The organism is Seinonella peptonophila (assembly GCF_900129355.1).
Taxonomy (GTDB): Bacteria; Bacillota; Bacilli; order Thermoactinomycetales; family Thermoactinomycetaceae; genus Seinonella; species Seinonella peptonophila.
The window spans coordinates 1-14,232 of sequence record NZ_FQVL01000011.1 but is presented as its reverse complement, the minus strand read 5'-3'; the positions used below and the strand labels follow the sequence as shown (position 1 = coordinate 14,232).

The following is a 14,232-nucleotide window of genomic DNA, read 5'->3' as shown; positions in this document are numbered from 1 at the left end:
GAAATAGTTCCCCATACAAAACACCAAAAACAAAGAAGCGGCGTTTCACCCATATCTTGGGCAGTGCTGCTCTTTGTTGTGAACGAGGTCACACCATAAGATTGGCGATATTCCCTTGTAATAATATAGCCTTATTTATAGAGACTATTTTTAAATAATACTTATTCAACTGAAATTAAAAACACGATTGATGATAGTGAATGAAGATATTACAAGAACGAAATCAGCTTTTTAGTTCTGATTTTTTTGTTCCTGGTAGTATTGAAATGGATTGTGATTGTTGGCAACAACCACGCCAAGGCAAAAGATATTCGTTTCGTTTAGGTAGCGAGAGTAAAGCAGAGAACCAATTCTTTTCATATCCGTTCAATCGAGCAAAATGCCAGATTTGAAAGGCTGCGGTATCTGTCATTTTTGAGTGAGCAACAAATGTAATAGCTTGATCAATAGGGACTGCATAAAAAGCCGCAGTTTCAAAGGAAAAATCACGTGCTTCTTGAATAATGGGAAATAGTTCTTCCCAAGTTTTATCAGTATGTACATGGTAAAGAAAGATGGGCTGCATTTTTTGTTTGGGAACAGCAATTCCATCAAAATTTAGGGAAGTAAATTCCAAATTGAGTTCTTCTTTAATTTCACGAATCGCACATGTGATGAAAGGATCGGTTTCAGAATAGTCGTCACTTCCAACAGTGCCAGCACATGTTGTTCCATAGTTGCCTGATGAAATGGCGACTCGAGTTGTACGCTTAACAATACCAATTCTTCCTTGGGTGTCAATAATCAATATACTGACAGCAATGATATTCGCTAGAGAACGATTATTTAAAGCATCCAACACATCTTTTGGACGTCCATGTTTTTTGACATCATTTGTAACCTGTTGAATAATTGCAAATGAGCCAATGGATCGAAAAACAGCAGCCAATTGTTGTCGAAACGAGCGAACAGGCTCATTAGATGGATAGGCTGTAAGGTTGGTAGAGATAAAATCAAAGAAATCAACTTGCGATATTTTCGCCTTTACAAGGGATCGTGGTGGATCTAATTGATTGAGATTATGATCTTCTTTGTGATTCGATGTAAAGATCAATTGATCTAAACGAACCGATCGACCATTAAAAAGACGGGCTTGGTTTCGTGATGCATAGAATTTAATTAGAATTTCACGTTCTTTATGAGTGATTGGCGATATAAAATCTGTGTGCTCATCTCGTACCACATCAGTAATTTGAATTTGATCAAGATAAAAGACACGTTTTTTCGGAGGGCGTAGTCGTCTGAATGACTGAGATATGCCAGACATTCGAATATATATAAAAAAGTAAGTGGTAAAACCAATGATCATTAAGGCAATGATATTGGCGATTACATTTTCTGATACAGATGTAATAGACATAAAGGTCCTCCAATATTTGTAATATACTGTTATTTTATCATATTTCTCATGTATCACCCTCAACAGGTATCTACCCTAAATTTTCATTTCAACACCTGCTAAATATATTGCTTCATTTTATGAAAAGAGAAGTGTGTATAGAATTTATCATGTTGTGAAAATCTCGATGTTAATAATGCTATAACTCTTATAACTTCGGTGATCACTGCCGTGATTGCAATAGTTAAAAAATAAGGAGCCGAATTTGGCTCCTTACTAGTATTTTGAAAAGTTTAATGTTTCTCAAGTTCATGTCTGGTTTCATGCTTCAGATGGGACATATATAGTAGAGAAAATTTATGAGAAAAGATAGTTCATATAAAGTGATTCTATTTTTTGTTTATAAAAATGTTGTTAAAGTTTCTATCTTAACCGAGCGACTTATTACCACTTGAAATAAGCGCTAGTTTCGCAGGAGGTCCCATTTAGGCATCTTAAGTACAATCGATAAGTTCTGGCAGATGCTGGTGTTATTGGCACGTCTAAAATGTAATCTTCTAAGTTTCGTAGAATTACAATTGTTTGACTCCAACCTGTTTCCAATGGAAGGTTAGAGAGATTGACGATCTACTTATATGTGCTGTTCTCTTTGGTAACAACCTTTTTGTACTTTCTACCAATAATCTATTAACTTATGTATGCTCATTCGTATATTTTAGTTTAGCCCTAACTGATTCGTAATTTTTTGTGTGAGAAAATAATCGATATTTAAAAAGGCACATCTATTATTTTATAGAATGCGCCTTATCGTAGGATTACATAACCCATAACCAGATGTAATTAGAACATATATTTGTATTTTGGTCAACCTTATGTATAATATGAGTCGCTAGTATCAGGATCATCCTATACGAATCAAGAAGGGTTATTCTGTTTGACTAGCCGTCACCAATCATCAACAAATCAAATTTGTTAAATTTCTCAACCGTTCTGTGAGAAATCGAATATTTCTTTGTCTGGTTAGTCAATCACACTCCCCATTAAGGGATATCTACACACCAATTCTATATCCAAGTCTGACAAAGTCTGCTTTATCCCCATTTTGGTAAGAAGGGTGGAGAGGAGTATGGTCCCACTCGCACTCGTTGTTTGAAGGAAGTGGTGTCACTCTCACAGCAATGGCAGGATTTTCAGGGAAACATGTAGGGTTGGCGTCTGTTGTGCATGAATTCTCACCTGTTATATATGCCATTCGAACGACAATCGGTCTGCTTTTTGTAAGCATCGTAGGAAAAAGAGGTCTTATTACAGCAAATCGATCTGTTTTTAAACTAACGGTTTGTTTCGTACATGTTATTACATTATTATTTTGGTACACCCATACACGTTCTGGTACTAAATCTAATTGTTTAGTCTGAGACCCAAGTTTAGCCATAATCTCTGTAATAGGCATGGTAGTATTTTCAGGAGCATCATTCGCAATTTTTATAACAAAGTGATGGGATCGATAGCCCTCATGTGGATACCATGCATGAATCATCTCATCAATTTTTTGATTTAACCATCCAACGGTCACATGATTACTTGTTTGTGGATAAAAATGAGGTGGTTCTACATGAGGAGGTGTGTCTGGACTGACGGATTGGATTAATTGAGCCAGGCCCCCAGCAAGGATAAGACCCGCTCCAACAACATCCGCGATTTCACCAACAATTGGAATCGCCTGTGCTACAACCAGTGCTGATAGAGCGATAGAATTGATGGCAATCGCTTCTCCATCATGTTTTTCGATACCATTGGCAATACCAACAGCCTGACCTAATCCCGGAATAATAGCTGTTACGGCGGCTGCTTTATCTAAGCCATCTGCATTCTTATTAGAAAAAGTTTCAGCCAGACCAGCAGCCCAAGAAGCTATATTCAGTGCCGTAGTAGCACGAGAAACCCCTTCTTTTAACGAAGAAAGTTTGTCAATTTTAGGCGCATAATCATTGTATATTTTTTGTAGTTTTTCTTTATCCGTTACAGCATTTTTCGAGTGACTTTGAAGTTCTGGATGTTCTTCTATAATTTGTTTCACAATTCTTTGTGATTCTGTTTTGATTTTTTCCCAATCTAGACAAGATGATCCTGAACTATAATAAGATGCAGACCTACATATTATTAAATCTTTGAACTTAGCTTCATAACTTGTTAGGTCGTTCTCGTACGGACCCCTGAGCTTCATCATAAGCTCCAATCTCTCTTTTGCATTGAGAGAGGAAAAATCTCTTCCTTTATACCACACTTTAACTTCTTCAGAAACCTGGACCTGTTCTGTGGCAATATTCCAAGGAATGATAAATTCTAGGCGTGGTATCTTCATGCCATTTATATCTGTAAAACTCTCAAATTCATCTGTATCTATAAGAATAATCTTCTCTTTTCCTAACTCATTCGTAAGGAAATTTTGATTGCTGTTAAAATGTGTCTCGTTTAACTCTTTTGCTGTGGTAAGTTTAATTAATCCTTCTTCTCGTAGAGCACGATAAAGTCGTCCTGGGGTGATTGCCTGTGCTGCATCTTTATTTTCATAACGAACAAATCGTACATCCTCTGGAAGCTTTATTTTAAACAAACCTCCGGGAACACCGCTATTATTATCCACTGCATAGGATGCTGCGTGATGCAAGTGTTCTGCTGCATATAAACCCTGCCAATGTGGGTCGTAGTTACCTAATCCCACAGGATTTCCATGTTCATCTGTGGATGTGGATTTAACAATTTTTTGTCCCACCTGATAATCTTTTACTCCAATCGGTGAAACACCTCGGTATACATGGAAATTCTTAAGTTTTACTATTTCTACAACAATCGATTCATTATTTGGCATAATTTATTTATCTCCTTTACAAGTTGAAGAATACGAAAGCTTCGTGTGAAATCTTTTCTTTCCGATGATAATGTAAATACAAAATAAATAGCGTTAATGCGATTTAAATTGGAGAAATGTTACTATTCATAACATTACCTCTTTTATATTGTCGAATAAGATTATATCATATAAACAATTGTAAAATAGGGATTTTTCATTAATATCTGATTAAATAATCTTTAAGAGATAAAGGCATAGGTAGAGAGAAGCAATTTCGTCTCCTATACAATAAATGGGATTATAGGGTACTAAATTGAAAATTATGACTCGATCGCAATTGATACAACACCATTGTCTTGATTGCTTTTTGTGACATCTTGACTGTCTAAACAAACTAGCAGTTTGAGAGGCGGCAATCAAGTTTTTTAATTTTTTATTTGATCTATGTATTGAAGAGAGAAATAATTATGGATACGTATAAATATATTCCTTGGAAAAAGATAATTTGAAATATAGGGACGAAAAAATTTTTATAATTGTGAATATTTTTGCTGAATGCGCGTTTAGAAACATTTCAAGGACAACCTTTTATCGAACTAGATAGTAGGACTATAACAGATAAAGAACGGAAATATTTGAAAAAGAAAAAGCATATCCATCTTTCCCATTTCACTTGTCACTATCCTTTGAAAGAGTTCACATCATCTCTGTGGTGTTTTTAATAATAATATAATATTGTTAAGAGAATAAGTAATTTAAAAATTCATAATAGAAGAGAGGCATGTGAAGGATGAAAAAGTTTGTTCTCATCAGTCTGTTATTGCTTTTCTTAGTTGCAGGTTGTGCATTTCCTGTTTCAAATCCTATCACAAAAGAAGAAGATCTAAACAAAGTTGCTGATTTGGTGGATGCAACAAACAATGCAGATAAAGAATTTACTACTTCTTTAATGAATTATGCAGAGGATCAAATCAAGGAAACGAAACAACGAACTGAACAAACAGAAAAAGATTTACAGAAAAAACTAGATCAGTTTAATCTCGATCAACACATTGATACAAAAAAGTACAATTTAGATCAACAATCGAATCCCTATGATGAGAATTACACATTGCAAAAACTTCAAAACACCAATCCGTTAGAAGATAGCCTTGGATCTTTTAATACAGAAGATCTCATCAAACAGCAAGAAAAACGTTTAAGAGATAAACTGTCCGAGATTGCTGCTAAGAAACAAGCAGAATTGGATCAAACTCGTCAACAAGTGACTGAACTCCAACGAAACAATCGACTGGGAGCACGTGAGGAAGAAGCATTACAAAAACTTTCAGCGTGGATTAATAGTGAAATCAGCGCAAATCAAGAATACATAAAAGTAGCTGAAAGTCTTACACTCAAGCAAGTTTCTGAGTCGTGTAAACCAGAGCGAACCACACGTGAACAAACCGGAAATCTCATCATTACAACTACGTACTTCAAATGTACGATCTTAAAGCAATATGAACATAAAGTTACATATGCTAAGCAACAACGAAAGGCTTTTGAAGATGTGTGGAAAAAGATTCATCATGATTTGTTTGGCTATGACCCATTACATGCAGATACTGGAATGATAGAACCAGAAATCAAAAATGGAAAATTGACGGGTTACAAGTTGTATACAGATTTTTCAGGAAAGAAGAGAAAAGTGACGAAATCCAATCAATGTGCTGGTCGCAATTGCACACCAAATAATCTTCCTGGAGAGACTATTCAAGTTCCCTTTGATCAAAATGGTTTTCCTGATTGGAAGCAGTGGCGTGCTGGTGAATTTAAGTTACCAAGGAAATTATGGCAATCATCCGATGATCAGCAATTTAAGCAATTGAATCAACAGTTGTATAATAAAATGAAGACAGATCCAAATCTAGCCCGCAAGGTTGAGGATGGATTTTTTGAACTCATTCAAAAAGGAGCAGGTGTCCAAAATAAAAATACCCAATCACGTATGAAACGATATTTTCAAGAACATCCTGCGTTGAGTCAAGCGTTGGATAAGATTGATCCCAACATGAAAAAGGATTTACTGGCTGGAAAGGGAAGTCAAAAGCTGTATGATTTAATTCAGCAAGACTTTGCACTGAAAAAATTGTTCCAAGACGCGAATGAAAAGTGGGCAAAAGAAAATAAAGTTCCACTTGCCTTTACATGGAACCACCATCAAATACCAGGTAAGATGGAACTGGTTCAGGCGAGAATTCATAACAATGTACCACACACAGGTGGACGATCGATTTGGGGAGGCGGAAATGCAAAGCGTTAGAAAGGGCGTATAAAGATGAAGGATGAGAAATTAACGCAAAAGTTAGAGCAGTTTTTTCAAACAGAAGAAAATAAAACAGAGCAAGATTTGCAATCTATTTTCTTCTATCCATTTCATTCAGATATGAGATTTTTGTTGTTTGAGGTGATGGGGTATCATGGAGATTATGGTATCACTCTTCATTCGATGATCGATTTTGGAAAAAACTTAAATACAAATGCGAAGGGTGAGTCATTAATTGATTTGCCAGGTTTCACGTATGCGATTACCATCCCTGTAGATCCTAAAGAGGAAATTGAACTGTTTGAATTGGCAAACGAATTCATCGTAGAGTGGTTTATAGATCGATTCCATCAAGCGGGTGGTGTTTCGTTTCCATATGATTGTTATTTAATGTGGCATGATGATGTTACTGCAATTGATATGAAAAAGCGAGTACGGATAGATACCGAACTACTTTACAACGAATAAGGGTCGCAGAATATGAGGATCTCGTTGCCAACGCAGTTATTTTTAAAATGCCTTTGACTTGACCGAGTCATACGTCAGTTCCTGTAGATCCAGACGATCTCAGAGTGCTTTGAATGGTTATGGGATCGATATCCAAGTTTAGACGATTCGCCAAAAGCGTTGATAGGTACAACATTTTATCAGGATCACCAAGATATTGAAAATGTGCGACAGATTGTACTAAAGAATGTTAAAGAGCTAGTTTAAAAGAATTATCGTGAGCTATGCTCGCTTTTTTTTTTGAATAAATAGCACTCAAAAAGGGCTACCTTAATTAAAAAAGGTTAATAAATCATGTCTATTTATAGCTCAGGGGTAGCTCGACTTATCCAAAGCATATCTTCAGGTTTTAAGGGGGCTGCTCTTGAGTAAGTATAAACCGAATCGACTGATTCACGAGAAATCACCTTTCTATATACAATTGAGAAGTATTGAAAAGACGCTCATTCATTATTTATAGTTTTTGTTAATGAAATTAGGGGAAATTAGTTGAAAAAGTAGTTTGAGGTGTAGATTTTGAATAAAAAGATTGTTCGGAATATGAGTTTTGTATTTGTTTTGATTTTAATAGTTGCTTATTATTTTGTAATTCGATTTTGGTTATCAAAAAACTTCAGCCCAGAAGTTGATGCAGCTCTTATTACAGCTTTAATAACCATTCCAGTAGGTTTACTTACAGTGTTAGGTACTGTATGGGTATCCATTACTGCTAATAGAAAACTAACTGCAACTACAATTTTGCAACAGAGAACAGGCGTAAGAGATCTTTTAGTAGTTAAGCGATTGGAATTATATGAAGAGTTGTTTTTAAAAACATATAATTTGGTTCACTCAATAGGTTTCTTTTTAGTAAGTTTAGATCCAGATGAGGAAAAAAAAGCAAGCGAGTATATGAAATGGTTAGAGAAGTTTTATTTTAAAAATATATTACATTTGAGTTTCAACCTTAAGCTATCGATTTTTACATATCTTTTTACTGAAGATAGGGAGATTATTGATTTTGGATATCCATCAAGAATGAATGAAGCAGTCGAATTCTACGATAAAACATCCGAATATATTGATAGTGACCAATTTAGAAAAGACATAATAAAAACCTTTAGGAAAGATAAGAAGTATTTGGATGATAATTTAGAAAAAATCATTGAGATTTCAAGTAATGTTAATAATTCCGGAATAGTATCTGAATTAATATCTCAAAATTGGTTGCAAAAGCATTTTGGGAAAGACTTGAGTGCAAATGAGATGAAAAAGGGGTTTGTTATAAAGCGTTGTTTAGGTTTTATAGCATCTTATAAAAGAAAGAATAAAGATAAAGTCGTCGTTTTTGAAGAGTATATATATGTTGCTGAAGTGTTCTATACTCTTATTGCTTATATTATTGAGTCGGAAGTTGATTTTGATGTGATCGAGAAGGATTTGAATTATCTTTATAACAAAGAGATAAATCTACATCATTTAATCGAAAAATAGGAATCTAGCATTCACGTTCATAGCTATAATAGGAATTTTATATCATTCTTATGATAAGGGAAAGACATATTGATTTTAATGTGAGTCTTTTTAGATAGTAGGTATATTTTGTCATCAGTGGTTTATCTGAACGTTTCCAGATCAAGATAAAAGTATCAGGTGCAAAATGAAATCCCCTTTATCAATCTTGGTTCATTGATGGTAGCTTGGTCAAACAAATGATATTTCAATTGTACTTAACAATCTAATAACACCATTGTGGAAGACTTACGAGCCAAATTAAAAGACTGGTTTAGTAAGGTTGTTGATCTCTTGGTGATCCAGCAGGATGTAAAACAGGGCTTATTTATATGGGAACTAAAGCTCATCCTGAGAATGTTGATTAAATGACTGATCACTAACTCCGAATACCAGGATTCTTTTCACTTCATAGCGAATTTTACAAATAGATTGCCAAATATTTTTACTATGGTAAGTACGATTCGCAACTTAGTCTCTAAGTTTCACAAACCCTAAACAGGGGAAATACTGAATTGGGCATAGTTAAGGAATATTAGATATCCAATAACAAGTTAAATATTTACTAAATATTCAAAATGGGGAGGATTGATAAATGGATGAAAAGCAAATTCTAGATAACTTATATAAACAAGCGAAGTCATTTTCTTTTCGTTATGACCCGTATAAAGAGTCGCCCGATGAAAATGAAATTTTATTAGGAAGAGGGCATCGATCAAGTAAGGGGTTAATATTGAGTCAACATTTAACCAAATGGTTATCCATTTCATCTTACGTTTATCATATGGATCAGGATGAAATTAACAAATGGATACCATCATATCGAGTACCTACGAAACAAATCACCTTCTTCTTAAAAGATTTATCTCCTGATACTGTCCTTTCATATCTACTTTGGAGCATTCGTATCAATCAACTTCCTTTTGACATCCCAAAGATCTGGATCGATTATGTAGATAACTGGAAGCGAGGAGATGTTTCGTTAACAGGTGAGCCTTTTCAATCATGGGGTTGTTTACAAAGTGCATTGGCTCATACCTATTTCTCACATGGAAATGAGCCAAAAGATATTGAAAAGTCGTTTCTTGCTTGTTTGAAATTTCTTATCTCCTTGCTTAAGCAAGGGGTTATTCCTTACCAGGTAGTAGATGTGGATTACTTTCCTGAATATCAAATTGCGAAATCGTTCCTTACTTACGAGTATCATAGATATGTTAATAGCTATAAATCAGGAACTAAATTACAATTGGTACTTCCAATTGTCGACTCGAATAAATCTGCTGTTATTGATGCTTTTATATCAACAGAAAAGGCCTATATTGGCGCGATTAAATCGTTTGTCAGATCGGATCAGACTCGCCCTTGGTTGAAAATGGGTTTCAGTTTAATGGCGATACATCAGCCCATGTTAAAAGGAACGGGAAATGATATGGTAATTTCTATTGATCCTTCTAAACAAATTCATTTAGAACAATTTTGGACGGAATTAGAGAAGTTAGAAACAGAGAAGTGGAAAGGTCAACGACCCATGGATGAAAATCAATTAGCCCCAATGTATCCATGGTACTATGATAAGGATTTCTCATTGGTCGCAGCTCCAAAAAAGGCAATGGAACAGTCATATGGATCAAAATTAACTTGGAATGATGTGGTTAACACATTGTGGAAGCTTTATCATCCTGCAAAAACCTTACAGGTGCAACCTTATTTAGAAGATGGTACATTAGGAAACCCCTGCTCAGTCTATGAATGTCAACCTGTTGATAAAAATATTGAATGTAATAAACAACTTTTTGCGTGTAGGTGGAGTCAGTATGATTTACAAGAATCCCTAATTAACTCTCCAACAATGAAGCAGTTGTTAGCATCTTGTGCATCTGGTGTTAATCGTTTACCTACTGTTTATGAATTACCTTCAGAACAATCCTTTGACTTTAAAGAGATTCCTGGAGGATATGCTGTTATTCATGCAAATGGGGTTTTTTTATTGGATGATTGGCAAGATGATTCTATACCATTTCATGATTACCAGAATGAATTTCATAAACTAGAAACAAGATTGATGTCAATATTAAAGATGAAGAAAGAGATAAAAGAAAAAATAAACTATATCGCAGAAAGTATGCGAGATTATAAGACGTTAAAGAGCCAGCATCTAACACACTTAAATCACTGGATGGCTATTCTGAAAGTGGAGTTACGTAAAAAAATTATTGATTCAAACCCCTCCATAAACTATGATTTACAATCTTTTTATCGTGCGATAGAAAAACGCTGGGGAATCGAAGAACAACTGAAAGAGTTATATGATTCTGTTTCTGAAATTGAGAATATTGTGAGAGGGTATGTAGACACTCGAACAAATCGATTGGTAAGCAATATAACAGTGTTTGGATTTCCTATCGTACTCTTTGGAGGTTTATTTCAATTTATTTTTCAAGGAATCAAAAATCCACCTTGGTTAAGTTTGTGGGGAATACATTGGTTAGGTTTACTCCTTTATTTAATCTTTTCAAGTGTGGGTATAGTCGGGGTCTTTTTTTTTCAGAAAAAAATCAATCAAGGATTAAACCACAAAAGTAATCCGAGTGAAGAAAGGTTTTATAATCGAATTAGTTCATTAAATAGATTTACTTCAGAAAATAAAATGAATCACGATGTTTAACTATGAATATTAATTTGTAACTACATTACTCATTTGAAGGGTGATTATAGTGAATCCGTTTTCTAATTATCCGTTTCTTATTTCAAATGCAGTTTACTTATTTCTACAAGACATAGGAAAACAACAATATAAGTCTGCTTTGTTTTCTTTAAGGGATCTTGGGGAAGCAATTATTAAGCTATATAGTTCAGTACTTGTTTCTGACGGATTGCTGCTTGCTAGGCAAAAGAAAGACGATCTTTTGATCGACAAATTATTAACCATTTGCTCAAAGCTATTTCAAAAGCCGCCTTCATTAGGTGATTGGCTTGATTTTTATTTTCAGACTGCACGATCGCTTCGTATGGAGGGATACGAGTCGGAATTAGAGTTTCCAGAGTTTTTATCCATTGTGAGTAGAGGCCGAAGAATTCAATGTAATAGTAAAGAAGCAAAAGTGCTGCGGCAATTTGTAAAATGGAGAAATGATTCAATTGGTCATGGACGAATTAGTAATAATATAGAAACCGTGAAAAATAACATTGATATGATGTATAACAAACTAAAGGGAATTTTAGAAACAAGCCGTATTTTTTTAGATGATTTATCTATTTTCAGCATGAGTCCATCAGATAAAAAACAGGTAATAAACTGGAATATAGATAAACTCATTCATTCAGATTATAAACCGATGGTTGATTGGGATTATTCTGTTTGGGTTAAACGAAACTCAAGCAAAAAGATGTTTTCTATTTCCCCTTTTATTATCAGTAAACTTACTGAAAATCAAAATCAAGATCAAGATATTTATACTTTGTTAACATTCGATAAAATCCGCCAAGGCTTTATTTTTTTGGACTGTTTTTATGGAAATAAGGTCAGATTAACAAAATTGCCTGAATTAGAAGCTTTACTATTAAGTATGCAAGAAAAAGGAAAGCTAAAAATTATGGATCAGTTTAGCGGTAAAGATTTATTAAACACAACAAATTCATCGTATTCAAGTGAATTAATTCGATCTTTTGATGTAGTTGAGTTCGGTTCAGATAATAAAGAAAAGTATCTTAATCCTAATCTTCAGATAGAATTCATAGAATCAACAATTGAAAAGCTAGCTTCAAAGGTAGGGCATGGATATCTTCACATTACTGGTAAATCAGGGATAGGTAAATCATGGATGGCTCATGCGCTAAAAAATGAGAAATATTTTCAATTCTCTAATGGTGTAATTAAATATCATATTCGACTTGGAATGAGGCAAAATCCTGAGGTCTTTATTTATTCAGTGAGTGATCAAATCAGAGATGAGAATGGGCATAATGTTCAAGCAAGAATTCAGTTTGAAAAATATCTAACAAAATCTGAAGCAGTGAATGCTTTTTTTCAGGAGGTTTTAGAAAAATCCCAGCAAGAATTTTTGATCTTAGTTATTGATGGTTTAGATGAATTACTCGATTCAAAAGATATGATTATCGATTATTTACCAAAACCAAATGAATTGGTAGAGAACGTGTTTATTATATTACTATCGAGGGGAAATTCGGAATTAAGGCATCAATCATTTAAATTTATTGAACGAGTGAAAGAGGATCAAGCTTATAAAAGAATCGACTTAGATCAATTTAAAAGAGACAGAGAACTCTTATTCAAGGAGTTTTTGACGAAAAAATGTGCTCTGAATAATGAGCAACTTATTGAAAATATAATACAATCCTCTAATGATTCATTCCTTATGATCAGCCTCTTAGGTAAAGTATATGCTGAGTTTGATTCAACAGATCTTCGAATACCATCTAATACACAGCAAGCGTATACTAATTATTTGGATAAATTAAAGCAATCAACTGGAGAATCAATTTTTGATAAGGTGTATTTAAAAGTGCTTTTAACATTAGCATTATCGCCAACTGCACTAAAACTCGAAGCAATTTCTGATCTTTCTGGAATTCAAGAAGAAAAAGTCGTATTCACTTTGTATGATATTGGAGACTTTTTTCAAGTCATACGTGATAAAACAGACAATTATTTTTCGATATCACATATCAAGTTTATTGAGTATTTGCTATTGAATTACCAAAATGAAGCTCAAGTGATATTGACTGATATTGTTCATTTTTTTTCTAATCAAGAAAGTATCGTTACCTGGTTGATCGAGTGTAACCAAAAGCTACAATCATTCGCTGCAACCCGGTTAAGTATATATTTATCAGAACTTCTTGTAGAACTTGTTCCGAAAGGAACAAAAGATTGGTTAGAAGTGATGTACAGTTATATTGATATGATTCATATTACAGGTGACTATTTTAAGGCAGCGCAAATGTATCATAAACTTGCAGAAGAATTGATTCGCTCTTATGGATATAATCGTCGTGATGAAACCTATATTCGATATAAAATGAGGGAAGCACATCATTTAAAATTTGTTGCTCCGATAGATCAGCCAGAGCTAATTCTTCAGGAGTTATTGTCTTTAATTGATGACCATCATGATTTGTATAATGATATTTGTTTTGGAATCTATGGCTCCATTGGTTGTTTGAAGAAACCTGATTATAACATGTTAAAAGAATTAACAAAGGTCGCGAAGAGGGCAAAACGCAATGGAAATATAGTGTTATATGTTAAATGCTTAAGAAGAATAATTGATTTATATTTGATTACAGGGCAGATTGAAGAGGCAAACAAATTAATCACAAAAGCAATTCAATTAGCTGAGCCTTTACAATCAAGACAAAGAATATATTTATATAGTACTGAAGGTGAAATTTATCGTTTACAAGGGAAAATGGAACAAAGTTTGGTTCTTCACAATAGTACACTCGAATATGCAAAGAAACTGGGTTTAAATGGTTGGGCAGGACATGGAGCATTAGGATTAGCCGAAACATATCGAATGATTGGAAATGAACAAGAAGCGAAAAGGAACGTTCAATTGGCTTACTCCTATTATCGACAAGCAAGTAATCAACCATGGGGAACGATTCATACAATGATCACAGATTATTTTCTGAGTAAAAAGTCAAATCTTATACAAAATGCATTGCGTATGAGTG

7 protein-coding genes are annotated in these 14,232 nt (G+C 34.1%); 5 read left to right on the top strand and 2 right to left on the bottom strand.

Annotation, left to right across the window (positions count from 1 at the left end; genetic code table 11):
- Window positions 1-223: 223 nt before the first annotated feature.
- Window positions 224-1,399: an NUDIX hydrolase gene (locus BUB71_RS14570; RefSeq protein ID WP_073156189.1), complete on the bottom strand. Its 1,176-nt coding sequence runs from the start codon at window positions 1,397-1,399 to the stop codon at window positions 224-226.
- Between the two features lie 1,030 nt (window positions 1,400-2,429).
- The gene (locus BUB71_RS14565; protein WP_073156187.1) at window positions 2,430-4,250 is read right to left on the bottom strand and encodes a hypothetical protein; all 1,821 of its coding nucleotides are present in this window, start codon (window positions 4,248-4,250) and stop codon (window positions 2,430-2,432) included.
- Window positions 4,251-5,022: 772 nt separating this feature from the next.
- On the opposite strand from BUB71_RS14565, the gene BUB71_RS19690 reads away from it, so the two are divergent.
- The 5 genes from BUB71_RS19690 to BUB71_RS14535 form a co-directional block, all read left to right on the top strand.
- Window positions 5,023-6,534 carry an HNH endonuclease gene (locus tag BUB71_RS19690; RefSeq protein WP_084731611.1) on the top strand — a complete coding sequence of 504 codons (1,512 nt, stop codon included), beginning with the start codon at window positions 5,023-5,025 and terminating at the stop codon, window positions 6,532-6,534.
- 15 nt (window positions 6,535-6,549) lie between these two features.
- Window positions 6,550-7,005 carry a hypothetical protein gene (locus BUB71_RS14550; RefSeq protein ID WP_073156183.1) on the top strand — a complete coding sequence of 152 codons (456 nt, stop codon included), beginning with the start codon at window positions 6,550-6,552 and terminating at the stop codon, window positions 7,003-7,005.
- Between the two features lie 555 nt (window positions 7,006-7,560).
- On the top strand, window positions 7,561-8,517 hold the full coding sequence (locus BUB71_RS14545; RefSeq protein ID WP_073156180.1) for a hypothetical protein: 957 nt from the start codon (window positions 7,561-7,563) through the stop codon (window positions 8,515-8,517).
- 613 nt (window positions 8,518-9,130) lie between these two features.
- A complete protein-coding gene (locus BUB71_RS14540) occupies window positions 9,131-11,200 on the top strand; it encodes a hypothetical protein (protein ID WP_073156177.1) in 2,070 nt (689 codons plus the stop codon).
- Window positions 11,201-11,636: 436 nt separating this feature from the next.
- The coding region (locus BUB71_RS14535; RefSeq protein WP_217653559.1) for a P-loop domain-containing protein at window positions 11,637-14,232 on the top strand (2,596 nt) is incomplete at its 3' end.